The 16,145-nt window shown below is 40.9% G+C and carries 19 protein-coding genes and 1 other RNA gene; 5 read left to right on the top strand and 15 right to left on the bottom strand.

Annotation, left to right across the window (positions count from 1 at the left end):
* Positions 1-250: 250 nt before the first annotated feature.
* The 5 genes from EDC51_RS10105 to EDC51_RS10085 all read left to right on the top strand — a co-directional run bounded on the left by EDC51_RS10105 (position 251) and on the right by EDC51_RS10085 (position 4,905).
* A complete protein-coding gene (locus EDC51_RS10105) occupies positions 251-805 on the top strand; it encodes a DNA methyltransferase (RefSeq protein ID WP_131928882.1) in 555 nt (184 codons plus the stop codon).
* Positions 798-2,321, top strand: a complete 1,524-nt coding sequence (locus EDC51_RS10100; RefSeq protein ID WP_131928881.1) for an Eco57I restriction-modification methylase domain-containing protein — start codon at positions 798-800, stop codon at positions 2,319-2,321. Before EDC51_RS10105 ends, EDC51_RS10100 begins: the two co-directional genes overlap by 8 nt.
* On the top strand, positions 2,318-3,178 hold the full coding sequence (locus EDC51_RS10095) for an FRG domain-containing protein (RefSeq protein ID WP_131928880.1): 861 nt from the start codon (positions 2,318-2,320) through the stop codon (positions 3,176-3,178). Before EDC51_RS10100 ends, EDC51_RS10095 begins: the two co-directional genes overlap by 4 nt.
* A 339-nt stretch (positions 3,179-3,517) precedes the next feature.
* A complete protein-coding gene (locus EDC51_RS10090) occupies positions 3,518-4,264 on the top strand; it encodes a GIY-YIG nuclease family protein (RefSeq protein ID WP_131928879.1) in 747 nt (248 codons plus the stop codon).
* 11 nt (positions 4,265-4,275) lie between these two features.
* Entirely contained in the window at positions 4,276-4,905 is a 630-nt protein-coding gene (locus EDC51_RS10085) for an FKBP-type peptidyl-prolyl cis-trans isomerase (protein ID WP_064318609.1), read from the top strand.
* 813 nt (positions 4,906-5,718) lie between these two features.
* On the opposite strand, the gene EDC51_RS10080 is transcribed toward EDC51_RS10085, so the two are convergent.
* The 15 genes from EDC51_RS10080 to EDC51_RS10015 all read right to left on the bottom strand — a co-directional run.
* Entirely contained in the window at positions 5,719-7,896 is a 2,178-nt protein-coding gene (locus EDC51_RS10080) for a DUF927 domain-containing protein (protein WP_131928878.1), read from the bottom strand.
* An 82-nt stretch (positions 7,897-7,978) separates the two neighbouring features.
* Positions 7,979-8,194, bottom strand: coding sequence for a hypothetical protein (locus EDC51_RS10075; protein WP_131928877.1), 216 nt, complete (start codon positions 8,192-8,194; stop codon positions 7,979-7,981).
* Positions 8,188-8,826: a hypothetical protein gene (locus tag EDC51_RS10070; RefSeq protein ID WP_131928876.1), complete on the bottom strand. Its 639-nt coding sequence runs from the start codon at positions 8,824-8,826 to the stop codon at positions 8,188-8,190. Before EDC51_RS10070 ends, EDC51_RS10075 begins: the two co-directional genes overlap by 7 nt.
* The gene (locus EDC51_RS10065; protein ID WP_170169289.1) at positions 8,819-9,574 is read right to left on the bottom strand and encodes an ash family protein; all 756 of its coding nucleotides are present in this window, start codon (positions 9,572-9,574) and stop codon (positions 8,819-8,821) included. Before EDC51_RS10065 ends, EDC51_RS10070 begins: the two co-directional genes overlap by 8 nt.
* A gap of 70 nt (positions 9,575-9,644) precedes the next feature.
* Positions 9,645-9,791 carry a hypothetical protein gene (locus EDC51_RS10820; protein WP_156055350.1) on the bottom strand — a complete coding sequence of 49 codons (147 nt, stop codon included), beginning with the start codon at positions 9,789-9,791 and terminating at the stop codon, positions 9,645-9,647.
* 46 nt (positions 9,792-9,837) lie between these two features.
* Positions 9,838-10,206 carry an Ogr/Delta-like zinc finger protein gene (locus EDC51_RS10060; protein WP_131928875.1) on the bottom strand — a complete coding sequence of 123 codons (369 nt, stop codon included), beginning with the start codon at positions 10,204-10,206 and terminating at the stop codon, positions 9,838-9,840.
* Complete coding sequence (locus tag EDC51_RS10055; RefSeq protein ID WP_131928874.1) at positions 10,206-10,406, bottom strand: helix-turn-helix transcriptional regulator; 201 nt, start codon at positions 10,404-10,406, stop codon at positions 10,206-10,208. The genes EDC51_RS10060 and EDC51_RS10055 overlap by 1 nt, the downstream gene beginning before the upstream one ends.
* A 125-nt stretch (positions 10,407-10,531) precedes the next feature.
* Positions 10,532-11,389, bottom strand: coding sequence for a hypothetical protein (locus EDC51_RS10050; protein ID WP_131928873.1), 858 nt, complete (start codon positions 11,387-11,389; stop codon positions 10,532-10,534).
* A gap of 256 nt (positions 11,390-11,645) precedes the next feature.
* Positions 11,646-11,828, bottom strand: a complete 183-nt coding sequence (locus EDC51_RS10045; protein ID WP_131928872.1) for a hypothetical protein — start codon at positions 11,826-11,828, stop codon at positions 11,646-11,648.
* Entirely contained in the window at positions 11,828-12,772 is a 945-nt protein-coding gene (locus EDC51_RS10040; RefSeq protein WP_131928871.1) for a P2 family phage major capsid protein, read from the bottom strand. Before EDC51_RS10040 ends, EDC51_RS10045 begins: the two co-directional genes overlap by 1 nt.
* Positions 12,773-12,782: 10 nt before the next feature.
* On the bottom strand, positions 12,783-13,442 hold the full coding sequence (locus tag EDC51_RS10035; RefSeq protein WP_131928870.1) for a hypothetical protein: 660 nt from the start codon (positions 13,440-13,442) through the stop codon (positions 12,783-12,785).
* 9 nt (positions 13,443-13,451) lie between these two features.
* Positions 13,452-13,658 (bottom strand): helix-turn-helix transcriptional regulator, encoded by a 207-nt coding sequence (locus tag EDC51_RS10030; RefSeq protein ID WP_131928869.1) that lies wholly within the window; start codon positions 13,656-13,658, stop codon positions 13,452-13,454.
* Positions 13,659-14,123: 465 nt separating this feature from the next.
* Positions 14,124-15,326, bottom strand: a complete 1,203-nt coding sequence (locus EDC51_RS10025) for a tyrosine-type recombinase/integrase (RefSeq protein ID WP_131928868.1) — start codon at positions 15,324-15,326, stop codon at positions 14,124-14,126.
* Between the two features lie 198 nt (positions 15,327-15,524).
* Positions 15,525-15,889: a transfer-messenger RNA gene (gene ssrA / locus EDC51_RS10020) on the bottom strand.
* Between the two features lie 162 nt (positions 15,890-16,051).
* Positions 16,052-16,145: YadA-like family protein (locus EDC51_RS10015; RefSeq protein WP_170169275.1), on the bottom strand; the 94-nt coding region annotated here is incomplete at its 5' end.

Genomic DNA, 16,145 nt, shown 5'->3' with positions numbered 1-16,145 from the left:
TATAACGAAAATTTGCAAAAAAATCCGAAAAACCACCGCTTGCAAAAACCACAACAAAACTTATAATCAATGATTATTTTCTTCACAGGATAACCAATGACTAATACACTTCTAGCAAGCAAAGCCTAGTTTAACCTCTTCCCCCAATCAAGTCTCTGGGGAAATTTCTTCACCCCAAAAACAAGTTAAATCCAAACAGCGAGTTGCCGATCACGGCGAAGTCTTCACCAATGAGCGTGAAGTTAATGCCATGCTGGATTTAGTCAAAGCCCAAACCGAACGCATTGATGCGACCTTTTTAGAGCCTGCTTGCGGTTCAGGGAATTTCCTTGCTGAGATCTTACATCGTAAGCTCACCATTGCCGAAAAATACAAAAAAATCCAACTGGATTACGAACGCAATGCTGTGCTTGCGGTGGCAAGCCTTTACGGTATTGAGCTGCTTGCCGATAACGTAGAAGAGTGCCGTAAACGCCTGCTAACGATTTTCAGTGAACACTATCAAACCCTTTTTCCGAAAACCTTTCAACAGAAATGCCTAAACGCCGTTGAACATATTCTGAGTAAAAACATTGTCTGCGGTGATGCCCTTTCAATGCAAACCAACGATGGTCGCCCACTCTGTTTTACCGAATGGAAAATTTCCAACGGAAATTTTATTCAACGCCACGATTTTATCTATCACGATTTAGTACATAACCTCAGCGATTTGCCACTTTTCTCTGATGATGGCGAAGAAGCCTTTATTCCCCAAGCCCACCGTTCTTATCCACGCATTCACTTTCTGGAGCTAGGCAATGACTGATTTAGCACAACTCAACTACAACCCCGATGTTTTAAGCTGTTTAGCGAATTTATCCAACGATGAAGTCTTCACCCCGCCTGATGTAGTGAATCAAATGTTAGACAGATTGCCTGAACGGCTATGGAGCGATCCAAATGCCAAATTTTTAGATCCTGTGAGTAAATCGGGGGTGTTCCTGCGTGAAATCGCCAAGCGGCTCATTAAAGGCTTAGAACCGCAAATCCCCGATCTGCAAACACGGCTCAACCATATTTTCAGCCAACAGCTCTACGGCATTGCGATTACCGAACTCACTGCTCTACTCTCACGCCGTAGCCTTTATTGTGCGAAAAAAGCCAATGGGGAGTATTCCATTTGTACTGTGTTTGAGACGGAAGAGGGGAACATTTTCAAGCCCAAAGCAGAACATAAATGGGAAGGCGGAAAATGTAGCGAATGCGGTGCAGCACAAGCGGTGTACGACCGCTTTGATCATCAAGAAAATCACGCCTATGCGTTTATTCATCAACAAGCAAGAAAAGAATTAGGATTAGAAACAATGAAATTTGATGTGATTACCGGCAACCCGCCGTATCAGTTGAGAACAGGGGATCAGACTGCCCAAGCTCTACCTATCTATCACAAATTTATTTTACAAGCCAAGAAATTAAAGCCTGATTACCTTGTGATGATTACCCCATCTCGGTGGTTTGCTGGTGAAATGGGCTTAAACGATTTCCGTGAGGAAATGCTAAATGATCAGAATTTACAAGAAATTCACGATTTTCCTGATGCAACAGATGTATTTCCTGGTGTTTCCATTGAAGGTGGTGTGAATTATTTTCTCTGGAACAAGAATCATAAAGATAAATGTGATGTTTTCAGTTATGAAAATGGTAAATGTATTTCTGTAATGAATAGAAAATTACTTGAAGATGGCTCAGATGTTTTTATTAGACATAATGAGGCTGTATCCATTTATCAGAAAGTAAGAAAATTCAATGAGGAAAATTTCAGTGATTTAGTAAGCGTTGTATCACCATTTGGCCTTCCTACATCTTTCAAAAAATATAAAAAAGCAGAATATAAAAATGCAGTTAAATTATACGGTACAAAATTTGTTGGTTATATGGACAGAGAAGATATTGAAAATGGATTTGATTTAATAGATAAATATAAAGTTTATATTACCTCTGCTTATGGTGCTGGAAAAACTTACCCACAACAAGTATTAAACAAACCTTTTGTTGGCAAACCAAATTCTTGTAGTACACAAACTTATCTTGTTATTAATCCAACTAATAATGAAATAGAATGTGAAAATATAATAACTTACATTCAAACGAGATTTTTTAGATTTCTTGTTTCATTACGAAAGAATACTCAACACTGTAATAGAAGTGTTTATCAATTTGTTCCACAACAAGACTTCTCAAAACCTTGGACAGATGAAGAACTGTATCAAAAATATGGATTAAGCGAAGATGAGATCGCTTTTATTGAAAAAATGGTAAGACCTGATGGAGTTGGAAGATGAGTAACCCCATTCACAATTATTCAAGTCTAAAAACTTTTGATATTAAAAAAGATCTTTTTGACCAAGATTTTCAGAAGGAAATTTGTGCAGATGAACGTTTTGTACCATTTTCTTGTATCAAAATTGATAAGCCAGAGCAATTATTCTCTTTCTTTGAAAAAGTTTATAACTTAGAAACAGCAGGAGAAGAGTTTTTCTATCGTGGGCAATCCAATTCCGATTGGCTTTTAGTAAGCACATTGGAAAGAGAAATTGATGGGAAAATATCAATTGATGACGCAAAGGTAAAGATTTTTTCCAGTTTCTTTAAAAAACTGCGTGGCAATTTAATAGATCAATCATTACTTAAAATTACTCATACTGAACACGAAAGAGAACTTTGGGCAATTGGTAGACACTACGATCTGAAAACACCTTATTTAGATTGGAGTAAATCAATTTATGTTGCTTTATTTATGGCAAATTCCGAACCTAAAAAACCTAAGGAAACTTCAGAATATTCTGCATTATTTATGGTAAATGCTAATTATTTTCCTGAATATCACGGAATAATGGAAAGATTTTGGTTCACACCCAAGACAGATTATTACGGAAGAATCACTGCTCAGAAAGGTTATTTAAGTGAATACACTATTCGTGACTATATAAGAAAAGCGATTGAACATTTTGATAAAATCAAAAATGAAAAACATCAATTTGCTTTCAAAATTTATATAAAAAATGAATTAAGAACTGAAATTCTTAATTACTTAAACCACATAGGAATAAATTACAGTTCTATGTATCCTGACTTATTAGGCGTGGTTAAATCTGTAAATAATGAATTAACTGAACTACTAATTCAGCGTTCAAAGTGATTTTACAAACGATAATTTTCCGAAAAAATTTTGCAAATTCACAATTATTCTTGTGGCTTCGCCACAATTAAATCTCCCCCTGCCCCTCTTTTTCAAAGAGGGGAGTTTATACAAAGCGTGAATAATGCTCTATGCATTTATAAAGAAATGAATGATCGTCCCCTCTTTGAAAAAGAGGGGATAAGAGGGGAGATTTTGCAAGCGGTAATTTCCCTCAAAAATTTTACCAAACCCGATGAATTTGTAGGGACACGACGCTTCGTGTCCATTTATGAACATTGTTTATGGACACCAAGCGTGGCGTCCCTACAATTTTAATTAAATCAACAGGACTTTTTTATGACCGACCAACAACCCCAAAATAATTTATTAAATCCACTTCATCAACCGAAAATCTATGCCTATTCCGACCGTGCGTTTCCGAATTGTTTGAAAATCGGTTTTACCTCTCGCACGGTGGAGGAGCGTATGCGTGAGCATTATCCGACTAAAACGCCGGAACAGACGTGGAAAGTGGAATTAGATGAGACGGCAATTCGGGATAATGGCTCGCTGTTTTCCGATCACGATGTGCATCGGGTGCTGAAAAAGCACGGTGTGGAGCAAGTTAATGGTGAATGGTTTAAATGTAGTTTAAACGATGTACGGGCGGCGTTGTTGGAAGTGAAAAGCGGGGTGAAAAACAGCGAAAAACGCACGCAGTCGTTCGGTATGCGTCCTGAACAGGCAGAAGCGGTGGCAAAAACCCGTGCTTATTTTGAGAGCTTTAACCGCGATCCGTTAAATAAAGGTAAAACGCCGCACTTTTTATGGAATGCAAAAATGCGTTTTGGTAAAACCTTTGCCAGCTATCAACTGGCAAAAGCCATGGGTTGGAACAAAATCTTGATTTTGACTTTTAAACCAGCGGTGCAAGATGCGTGGCAAGAAGATCTGCAAGACCATATTGATTTTCAAGGCTGGCAATTTATCGCCAAAGATACCGAAAATGTGGCAGAGATTTTGCAGAAAATGTTGCAAAATTGCCCGCTTGCCCTTGTAATCTCACAATTCATCTCCATATCGGGGCGGTTATTCATTCAATAAAAGGAAACATTATGTCTTTAAACTTAGACTCAGTGAAATTAGACAGCGTAGAAGCCAAAGGCGGTTACGGTGTAGGTTTACAAATTGGTCAGCAGTTGATCGGTAGCGGCTTAGATGTTGAGCCAAATGCAGTGGTAAAAGGGATTTTAGATGTGCTAAACCAAAATGAACCTGCGCTAGACATTAACGAAGTGACTAAGGCACTACAAGAACTATCTGCACGAGCAGAAGCAGAGCAACGCAAAGCTTTTGAAGCCTTAGAAGCAGAAGGTAAGGCGTTTTTAGAAGAAAATAAAAAAGCCAAAGGCGTGCAAGTGACTGAAAGCGGTTTACAGTATGAAATCTTAACTGAAGGCACTGGAGCAAAACCTGCGAAAACCGATAAAGTGCGTGTACACTACACAGGTTCTTTAATTGATGGTACAGTATTTGATAGCTCAGTAAAACGTGGCACACCAGCAGAATTCCCTGTAACAGGCGTAATCGCAGGTTGGGTTGAAGCATTGCAAATGATGTCTGTTGGCTCGAAATGGCGTTTAACTATTCCACACAACCTTGCTTACGGTGAACGTGGTGCTGGGGCATCAATTCCACCATTCAGCACATTAATCTTTGAAGTCGAATTATTAGAAATTTTATAGTCCTTCCCAGACGCGAGAGTATTTACAATCTCTCGCGTTTTGCCATCTTAGTATCATCTCTATTTCAGTGATACAACTTTCTATTTTTGAATGCTAAGCGAACAACAAAAAAGCCTTGAACTATTGAAATTCAAGGCTTTATCGGTCTCTATCGGACTTGTTTGGATTGTGATTTGGTGGAGCTGGCGGACATTGAAAAATCTGCTTAGCCCTTATAAATCAAGCATTCAGCAAAAATAGAAAACCTAAAAAGTTACATCAAGGTTACAAGGGATCTATTAAGCGGATATTATTGATCTTTTTCGGACGGTAATTCAACTCCCTTTTGAGGAGCTGAATTTAGACTAAATTCAGCAAAATTTAGTGTAAACATAAGGGCGATAGCTCGCTCTATATGTTTCAGATTACGCCAGTTCTGAGATAAGTTCTGGTTTGTAGATAGTCACTCAATATAATTTTTTTATTTGTGATGTTGTTTAAAAGTGTGGGAATGATAGGAATTTAGGAACAAAATCAAAAAACACTTTAAATTCAATAGGTTATATTGGTAAATCGTTCCTTTGGGTACAGGAACATTTCCTATTTACTCAGGAACGGATTTTTTGGATTTTTTGGCATTTAGGAACAAAAAGGCATAATTTAGGAACAATTTTTAATATATAGGAACGTTGAGAAATGATAACTTATTGATATATCTATATTTATTTATCTTTGTTCCTAAGTTCCTATTCTTCCTATCAATCTATACAAGTTTATTATTTCTTTGTTGAAGTGCGTAAAAAAAGCAAGCTATTGATAGCTTGCCTTTTGTGATTATTCTTCTTCGTCTGCCATAATCGGGACGATTTTATAGCCCCTGATCTTCTTTCCGCCGGTCATTTTCTTTGGGATATGGTGCATAAATTCGTAGCCTTTTTCAGGTTTTACCTGCTTATGCAAAATACCGCTGTTATGAAGGATCGTGCAAACTATATTGGTTGGATATTCTTTTAAGCACTCACGGAAAGCTTGACCATAAATGAAGAAATGTTCCGGCGTTGGTGGTGACTGGTTAGCCAGTATACGAAAGCCATAAACATTATTAGGGGTTCGCTGTTCTGGATTGAACGGAAATTCAATAAAGGCGGCTTCGTGTTTTACCAGCCAATCCATCATCGTTTCGATAATTTTCGTTTCTTCCCTTGTGGCTTCGCCGTAAATTTCCTTCCAACTGTTGAAATTTTTGAGCATTGCTTGACTGTTTTCTTCTTCTGTCCAGCCCGTCCAGTTTTTAGCAAGTTGTAGGGCGGTTTCCAGCGCAGCAAATCGGTCGCCAGCCACTCGTTGAACTTGCCCACTCATATTTTCGGTTAAATTTAGCCATTTTTTACGGATAGCTTTATAGGTGCTTTTGACTAATTCGCCATTTTCAGCCAAAAAAGCGATCCACACTCTGCCCACTGTGCCAAAATGGTGTTGCACGGCTTCGTTTAAGTGGTCGGCGTGGGCTTTGGCGTTAGGGAATTGATGAAAATGTGTTGGTTCGTGCATTGGTACGTTCAATAAGCGCACTAACTGCCCCGTATGCACTTTTACGCCTTGCATACTTAGCTGTTTTTCTAAATCCTTTTCACCGGTGGAAAGTGCGGTGATTTTCCAGCGGTTTACTTTGCGGTTTCCGCCCTCTTTTTTGCCCTGCATTTTGCCGGTTTCATTGAAGAGGTCGTAAGCAATAGTTTCAAGGTTCTTTGGGTCTTTGGCTTGCCCGATTTCGTCAAGGGTAATAAAGCCGTCATTGCGTGCTTCTGCTTCCTGCTGAATAGCGTAGGCGGTGCTGTTCCACGTTTTTACCAATTGCCGGCTGTCGCCGTAAACGCTGTTGGCTAAATGTAGCGTTGTACTTTTGCCTTTTGTACTCAGTTCATACAAATGCACGCCGAAAGAGGAAAGCCCCAATATCGCCAACATTGGGGCAGTTAAAGCGGTGGCAATGCCTAGCATCATTGACTGATTGCCTCGAACATTATCGGCGATTTCTGCCTGCCAGCTTTCCAGTGTGCCTTTACTGGTGTAGCCTAAGTTATCCATTGTCTTTTTAGTAAAGTAAACTGGGCTTTTCGGTTCGCCGATCATTTCGCCATTCGGTAAAATGTACGCTCCATTTTGCCAACCGGCAAGGGCGGTAATTTTCCAGTTGCTCGGCACGGTTTTACTCATCATATGGAAATGCTCGGCAAGCTTGCCGGTTAAGCCTGCCGATTGGCTCATTTGTAAGCCGTTGGCTTTGAGCTGTTTCCAGCCTGCTTCTGAACCAAAATCAGCAAAATGTACCGCTTCTAAACGTGGTTCTTTTTCATCGGCATTTTGCCAGCGGAAAAGGTAGTAGTATTCGCCTTGGCTGTCTTTACCCTTGCCGGCAAGCTCTAAATCATTGCAGATCCACGCTGTTTTCTCGCTCAACACTTCGCCTGTGTCTTTATCAATTTTGGGCGTGATGAAATACAAGCCGTTAAGCTGTTCATCGCACCGGCTTTCAATATAAGGCTGTTTTTTCGGGGCGTTTTCGGCGTTTTTTGCTGCCAGCATTTCAGCTAACTGCTGGCTTTCTCGGTCGGTTCTGAGCCGTTGAATATAGTCGCTTACATTCTCTTGCTCATAGCCCAGATGATCGGTAAACAGCACTGTTTCAAGCGGTGAATTTTGGGCGATATTGTGCAAAAGGGCGGTTTTCTGGGTCTCGGAAAGTTTGCCAAATTGGCAAAAGCGGATCACTTTCTGCGTATTGGTGAGTTTTAGGCGGTGGACTTCGTTTAGTTGTTCCGTGCCTAAAACTAGCGGCAGGCGTTTACGGTCTGCGCCGATTGCCTGCGTTAAAAGTTGCCATTCTTCGCCGTATGCTTGCTTTTCCTGCTTGTTGTAGCCTAGTGCATTCCACGCTCTCGAACCTACTAGGCAGATAATTTCGCTAATTCCGTCTTTGGGCTGGTTATCGTAAAAAGGGGCATTTTGCATTCTTCAATCCTTTAAAATCTTTTCGCTAATTTGATGAACGGGCGAAAATTTCGCCCGTTGTTTTGCTATGGTTTTTGCTGATTTATCGCTGTTTCCGGCGTGCTTGTTTTTGCCGTTTTCGGGCCAATTTCACGCTTTTATTAGCCCGTTTGCGCCGGTGTTGGGCGATGAACTCCGCATAGGTTGGTATATGCAGCCCGTTTAGTTCTTGCTGAATTTCTGCAAATGTTTCTTTGTCGGTTTCTGCAAAAAATTCAATCTCGGTGCCGTCCGGCAAGGTGATGCGGTGGGTTAGCATAAATCCCCCTTATTCCGTACTGTGCCGTTTAGGTCTAATTTGCCATATTTACCACTTCGAATTTCGTCTTCCAGTAGTGAAAATTGTTTCTCTGCAAACAGCAAATAGAGTTTGCTCATTTCGGCTAAGCGTTCAATAAGGTGCCCCTTGCCCTCTTCAAGTGCGCCTATTTCTAATAGATTAGGGATCGCTTTCAGGGTTTCGAACATACAAGAAACTGCTGTGAATTTATCTTCAAGCGTCTCTCGGCTTTCAATGCAAATTAAATCGCTGAATTTGTCTTTTGCGTAAAATGGTAAGTTGTTCCATCTTTCCAGCTCTGCCTTTTTGACGGCCAGTTTCTCTCTTAATACTCGTGCTTCTTCTTTGTCTTGAGCCATTGCCTTTTCAACCAATTTTCTTGTTTGAACAAAACGCATATAAGCATCTTTAACCGGTGCGAAAAATGCTTCTTTCTCTGCTTCTGTGCCGTTGTTATTTATTAGGGTTTGCAGTTGCTCGGCGGTTTTAGAAAAATCTCCTTGTTGTCTAGCAAATTCGATCATTCTTTTTCCGCCCTCGCTAAATTCCTGCAAATTAGCGATAATTTCTTGCCAGTTTCTAAGGTTAGTTTGTGGTGTTGTGTTATTCATTTTCGCCCCCTGTGATAATGCCCATTTCGGTTAATTCTGCGTTTTTTTCGGTACTGCCTACGGTGAGTTTGATCAGGTTTAAGCAGTGCAACATCAGCGATTTTTCGCCCTTCTCGGCGTGCTGTTCGGCTTGTTCGAGATAAAAGCGGATTTCGCTCAGCTCTTGGGTGTAGTCTTGGCAATTAAGCATAGCGCACCCCCTTGCAAGCGGTGGTATTTGCCTGTTTTTGTGCAAGAAAAGCGGACGGGTAGCGGGCAACGCAAACGGCATTTTGTGAAAGGCCGAGTTTTTGCCGTGCTTCGGCTTCGGAATTGGCTTGAATTGTGTAGGTTGGCTTTCTGCCGGTGTAGAATTTAAAAAGCATTTTGATAGCTCCGTGTAAGTTTTAGGGGCTATCGCTTCACTTTCCACAGTGATTGGGCGATAGCGTGTAACGGGGTGGAAAGCTGTGATACACGGAACACAGTCAAGGGCGTAACCTTGCCCGCTACACGCTACCATAGAGGAACACGCCATTATTAGGCGTTCTTTGGGTGTGCGTGTGCTACGAACAAAAAAAGCACGGTTGAATGGCGTGCTACTGTTCGCCGTGTAAATTTTCGAGCTTCCACACTCGGCTTCTGATTTTGCAAAAGCAGGAATAGCATACGGCGAATAGTTCGGCGTTGTCAAGTGGCTAAATGTAAATTGTTGCGATTTTGGCAAAAATTGGGTATATTTCGCCTGTATTTTCAAGGTTGAGTTCATTTTTTAGTTCTCTTCGTGATGTAAAACGGTTTGCAGTGGGTCAAAAATTCTGCAAGCCGTTTTTTTGTGTCTATTTTCCGGCGGTGAGCTGTTGCCATTGCAAAATAGCATTGATAAGTGGTGGTAAACCATTCAAAAGCAAATAAAGCACGATTACCCCTAAAATTGCCCATAGAAAGCGATTTACTTTGGGTGATTTGTCCATTAGTTCCAGCATTTTGATAAATTCCTTATTGGGGTTGAATTGCATTGGTTTGCCCTGTTTAGTTCGGGCGTAGGCTTTCACGCCGTGCTACTCGTTCTGCCGGTGTCATTTTTTCCGGCGGTAAGCCTTTGGGCGCAAATAAATCTTGCTGTGTGCCTTTTAGCTCTTTCAGTCGCTGATCGTTGTCTTTCGGCTGAATTTTTCCCTCCTTGATTAGCTCTTTTTCCGGTTTTTCCCAGCGGTTCGCCTCTTCGCAATCGACATAAACGGCTCGCTTGATGTTGGTGATTTGCCCCACAAAGTCGGCTTTTAATTGCCCACAATGCGGGCAATTTAGGCTTGCCTGCACAGTTAAAAGCGTGGGGCGTTCACTGGTGCGGATACGGCAAGAATGCCCGCAAAATGGGCAATGAATAGAAAGTGCCATTAGTTGATCTCCTGTTGTTGCGTTTGGGCTAAAAAGGCTTGCACTTCGGCGGTGATGTAGCGTGTGGTGCGGTTGATTTTGATTGCCTTTGGAAATTTGCCCGCCTTTTCCCAGCGGTGCAGTGTGGCTTTATCGATATTGAGCAACGCACAAATTTCTTTGGGTGCGGCGTAGGTTGAGAGTGTGATAGTTGATTGCATAGATCCCCCGTTGCATTGGTTGAATACGGTTGCATTCGTTGCAGATTGTCGGGGGGGGATTTTGGTGGGTTTAGGTGTGATGTATTTGGAAATTTCCAATTTTTACTTGGAAATTTCCAAAAATGCTAGGCTTTTGAGAACCAGTTAGAAAGCGTTACACTTGAAGGGAATTTGAAATTTTTTTCTGTTTCGAACTCTGGATTTTCTCGCCTAAATTTTGCTATTTTTTGCCCTAGTTTGCCAGTGTTTAAAGCGTTTTTGGCTTCGTTTGGCGTTGATATGCCATAGTCCATATAGAGCAATGCACGAATAAAGTTTATTTGGTTTTCTTGGATTGTTTGGCTTGGCTCTTTCTTATTTCCTATCTCTTCCATTATTTTTATCTCATCTCCACCTTTACCAGAAATAAAATCATTTAAATGTTCAGATAGAATAAATAAATCTTTTGGTTCTAAATAACTGTTTCTACCTACTTTAAAATCATTGACTTTGAGATAAAATCTCATTCTCGAATTTGTTTCTGGGTGCTTGGCTGAAAATAACTGATTAGCAAAATTCAAACAAATTCCTTTTTCTATAATCTCTTCTTCAATATCTATACTATTCCATATACCGCTATAAATTGAAATTAAGCCTCTATAAGTGGTGAACTCATCAAAAGATAATTTAGAAAATATATGTTTTATTTCAAACTCTGATTTATCGGCATTTTCTTCTAACTCAATCTCTTCATTTGTGTTTATAGTAAGTGTTGGTTTTTCTATTATCGTATATTCTCCTTTTGTAAATTTATGTTTCCCTATCTGAAAGTCATCATTTCCATTCTTACTAATATAAACACTTAGTTCTAACCTTCCTATATACCAAAAATGCAATAAATCCGCTATTTCTAACTCTTCGCCGGTTAATTTCTGAATGCGTTTGATCGCTTGTTCTAGTGTGTACCATTTTCGGGGCGGTAAGCTGTATTTCTTATCTGTCATTTTTTTTCTCTCTTGGGGCATTGGGTTATAAATCATCTAAGCTAACTTCAATAAAATCGGGGTTTGATTGACGCTTTTCGGCAATTTTATTTAGTTCTATGTCTTCTTCCTGCTCTTGCAAAGGCGGATATGTTGAAGGGGTCATATTTCACTCATTTGATAGTTGCAAATGATTGCATTATAAGACTTTAAGCGATTTTTGAAAGGTTGTAAGAGGCTAAAAAATGCAAAAGCCCGCAAGGTTGCGGGCTTGGGGCTAGAAAAAATCAATCGTGCCTTGCTGGCTTTCTGGTTTTTCCGGTGGTTTGGGTTCACCTTCTGCGGTAAGGATTTTATAGGCTTCCGGCTCGTCAATTTCGCCATCATCTAAGAGTGCCAGCACAAAATTGACTTTCTCGGTGAAGCTTTTATTTTTGGCTTGTTCAATATGATTTTGCATTATTCGACAATCTCTATATTTTCAATTAAACAACAAGCATTTAAATCCTCGATAAGATAATCGACATTGAGGGAATAGAATGTTTGCATTTGGTCTTTTTGAGAGTAATCAATTACATAACGGCGAATATTCCCTAAGTGAATATACATCGCTAAATTGTCTAATCTTGTAATTAAAATCGCATTGCTCGGGAAATAAGGAATGCTAATTGCTTTTAGTCCGCCTTTGGTTTTTTGACATAAGGTTAATAAATCGGCCAGATTTTCGCTTAAATCATTATGTTCAAGTTGAATAATCTCTTCGCCGACAATTTCCCGTCCGCAAATGGCTATCATATCTCCGCCCATCGCATAAGCAGGGCTGATTTTGCTTAATCCTTGCTTAATTAGGGCGTTTAGGCTTTTGTATTCTTGCCCTTCGCCTACGGTTGCACCGTTGATTACGGCTTGCGGTTTGCCTTCTCGGATTTTTGGTAACCAGCCCTTTTTAACGTCTTGGGCAAGGGGATTTTGCTCAGCGTTTGAGGTGCTTGCACGGCTTTTCCCATTTAAACCAACCATTAGCAAGCCTTTTAGCAGATTATCATCTAATAGCTGATTTAGCCGCTCTTCAAGGCTGTTTTCAAGATTGTAAGCGTCAATTTGGCTGTAAGAAATAAAGCTGTCGATGTTGATCTGTTCGCATTGATAGCGTTGCACCGGTGCAAGGGCATTTTTCGCTTCTCGCTCTGTGTAGTCGGTGTTGGTTGTTCCCGGAATAGGTGTGTAAAGGCCAATTGCGTTCCCTTGCGGATATTTAGTTCTAACAAGGTTTAATAATTTAAATAGGCGGTTTTTCTGTAAGCGGTCTAATAGTTTCGCTTCTTCTTCCGGATTATCATCAAAATAGGCAATATCGCCTTTCGGATTAAGTTTTAATGCGTGGGCAAATTGAAATAAGTGCATTGATTTTTCCTTATAATTCATTAATAAGATCAGCTAAGCCTTTTGGCTGTTCTTGGTGGTTTTCTGCGTGTTTTTTTGCAGGTGTCTTAGGCATAAATTCATTTAGTTGTTCTGAATGAATTTTCCATTCTTCGGCAATTGTTCCATCTGTCGGAATAGCGTCTAATACTTTTTCAGAAAGATATTCTAGGATCGCTTGCTCTTCGGTTTTTGTAGATAAAGCAGGATTTTGTTTAAAATGCCCGCTGTACCTTAATAGAGTGAAAATTTCTTGCCATTTTCCCCTAGTTTCTTCTATTAAATCCGTGAATTGTTTTTCTGCCGATTTAATAAAAATCGAGGTGCGTTCTCTTTTTAATTCGGTTTGAGTTTGGAATAATGTTTCTTGGGTGTCATAGCGTTTATTTTCTAAATCTACAATTAAGGCTTGATAATATTCAATCCGTGCTTTTAATCCGCTGTCTTTATTTTTCAGCTCGACATATTCATCGGCGGAAAGCGTGCTGACATCGGTTAATTTCGCCTTTTGGTTTTGTAGGAATTCTGCCCGTTCATTTTCTAATGCCTCTAAAATCGCTTTGGCTTTGTCTAGTTCGGCTTGCACGGCTATCACGGCTTTTTCTTGTTCGTGGAATTTGGCTTTTTGTTCGTTAAATTTTTCAAGTGTCATAGGTTGCCCTTATTGATTGCGGTTTTTGGTAATTTGTTCGGTTATCCATTGCTGAATTTCACTTTCCAGCCATACTTTGCTGTTTGCACCGATGCTGATATTTTGGGGAAAATCGCCGGCCTTCATCTTGCGGTAAATTTGCGTCTCTGAAAGCGTTGTGACGGTAGAAACTTCCTCAATTTTCATAAATCGCTGTTTGGGTGGGTGTTGCTCCATTTTTGATTTACTCCGTTAAAAATTGCTCTGGCGTGCAGTGGCTTGCCATTGGTTGAAAGAATAAATCATTGTGGATTTTTGGCTATTTGTTGGGAGTGTGGGGCGATTTTTCACATATCCGGCGGTAAAATTTGGAGGATTTGGGGAATGGTAAGCGGGCGATTTTGCCGGAAATTCTGCAAAAATCAGCGGTTCTGTCATTGCTCTGCAATCAGTGGGGGGCGGTTTAATGTTTTTTCTGCGTAGGATTGCAAAAATTTGCGTAGAAATGCGTAAAGAAAACGCCATTATCTACACAAAACCAGCCTTTATAGGGCAAGGCTGGTTGGTATTTTCGCATTTGCGTAGAAAGCTCTAAATTAAGTGTGCGGGCGTGGTGGGGGATAGACGGCACGGGCTGGGGGAAAGGTAGAAAAACCAGCCGGACAATAAAAAGGGACGTTTTACCGCCCCTTGCTATGTAGTCTATGCCTTTTTGCACTGTTCCACAAAATCCCCCCACATTTGCATAACCTCACGCCGCATTTGCAAATAATCGGAATGGTTGTAACGCTGGCTGGTATTATTGCCAACGGTATGAGCAAGACAAGTTTCGGCAATTTGGAAATCTATGCCTTGATCGGCTAAATAAGTGCGTGCCATTGCTCTCAAGCCGTGTGCTGTCAATTTCCCCTTGTAGCCGTTGCGTTTTAGCACACTGTTCGCCGTTTGACTGTTGCACGGCGCATCATCTTGCAACCGGTGGGCGAAAACGTGCCGCTTGTGTCCGTTGTGCTGTCTCATCACATCAAGCACGGCCAGCGCTTGCGTAGAGAGCGGTACAGTATGCGATCGGGGCTTTTTGAGCGTGCATTTCATCTTTTCAGCCGGCAAATGCAAAAGCCGGTTTTCCCAATCAATTTCACTCCATTCAACCGAAACCGCTTCGGCTGGACGTAGCATCGTGAGCATTTGCCACTCTACGAGTAATTTTGCTGTGATGAAATTATTCGCACGGCTTAAACAGCGGAACAGCTCCGGCAATTCTTCGGCTTTAATCGTTGGATTGTGCGTGTCTGGTTTGCGTGGAAATGTCTTCCGCAAATCCTGTAAATGGTTATGCGGTAAAAGGCCTAAGCTAACCGCTTTATTCAGCATATCCACTAAGCGACCGATCACCTTCTCCACTGTGTCGCCCTTGACTTCGTAAAGGGGCAAAAAATGATTTACCAGTTCCAGCATTGCTAAATCTTTCAGCGGTTTATTGCCAAAATACGGGAATAGGTGCTTATTCAATCGCCCCCATTCTTTCCGCATTGTGCTTTCGCTGTTTTCCAGCGTGGCGATTTTAAGCCGTTTCCACTGTGCGGCAAATTCTGCCAGTGTGATTGACTGCCTCGCCTGTTCTTTAGCCTGCTGTTCCGCATATTCAAACGGATCTATGCCTTGCGCCAAAATCTGATTATAAGAACGTGCAATATCTCGGGCTTGGGCAAGGGATAAATGCGGGTGTTCGCCGATTTTCTTCTTAATCCGCTTTTTGGTAATTGGGTGGGAATAGAGATAGACGAAAGAACGCACCGCTGGGCGAACGAACAAGTAAAGATTGTTCCCATCGCTGTACGGTGTCGCTTTTGGTTTGATTGTTTTCAGTTGGGTTTCGGTGAGAGGTTTTACAAATTTTGCCATTTGTCATCAATCCTTAAAGATAAAGGGTTTAAGCGATTGATGTAACTTTTTGCAGGCTCTTTTTTGTTGAGGTTACATCAAAGTTACATCGTTTTATTGACAATCTGCAACGAATGCAACCTTATGCAACATCTGCACCTTTAAAATACTAATAAAATCAATGATTTGCAACCAATGCAACCTATTGCAATTTATCAGTGGTGGAGCTGGCGGGAGTTGAACCCGCGTCCGAAATTACTCCATCTTCAGCACTACACGTTTAGTTTGTCTTTCATTTCACCTAAACACGCCGACAAACAGGCTAAATTTAGGCTAGTTTGATTCCATTTAATGCTTCGATCCTCAAACGGCGGCTTCCACACGATCTCGTTTTGGGTGACTTACCGAACTCCCCGTCTTACGAGCGGAAGCTGGGGCGGTAAGGCTTTAAGGCAGGTTATTAAGCTGCTAAAGCGTATTGTTCGTCGTTTGCGACTATTATTTTGCGGTTTGTTTACGAGGCCTACCGCACCTCGACGTGCACCTTGGACTTCGCTAATCCCGTCGAATCCAGAATCAGCCCCAAAATTAGGACAATTCTATGATAAATAACCCTATTTTGCAAAATTTTTTCATTTTTAGACCGCTTGTACAGCCATACTAGCATGAATATCGATTATACCGCCCATAAAAAAACGGAGAGCCAAGGCTCTCCGTTTTCGCTTATTTATCTTCTTTTGGCGAGATTACCATTGATAACCTACACCAACAGAACCACCAAAGTCTCCACGGGTATTCGCATTACCTTGTAGTTTCAAGATAACTTTACCGTTGTCGCTT

It is taken from the genome of Bibersteinia trehalosi (assembly GCF_004346205.1).
Taxonomy (GTDB): domain Bacteria; phylum Pseudomonadota; class Gammaproteobacteria; order Enterobacterales; family Pasteurellaceae; genus Bibersteinia; species Bibersteinia trehalosi.
Note: the sequence above shows the minus strand (reverse complement) of the source record. Positions and strands in the feature narration are given on the sequence as shown.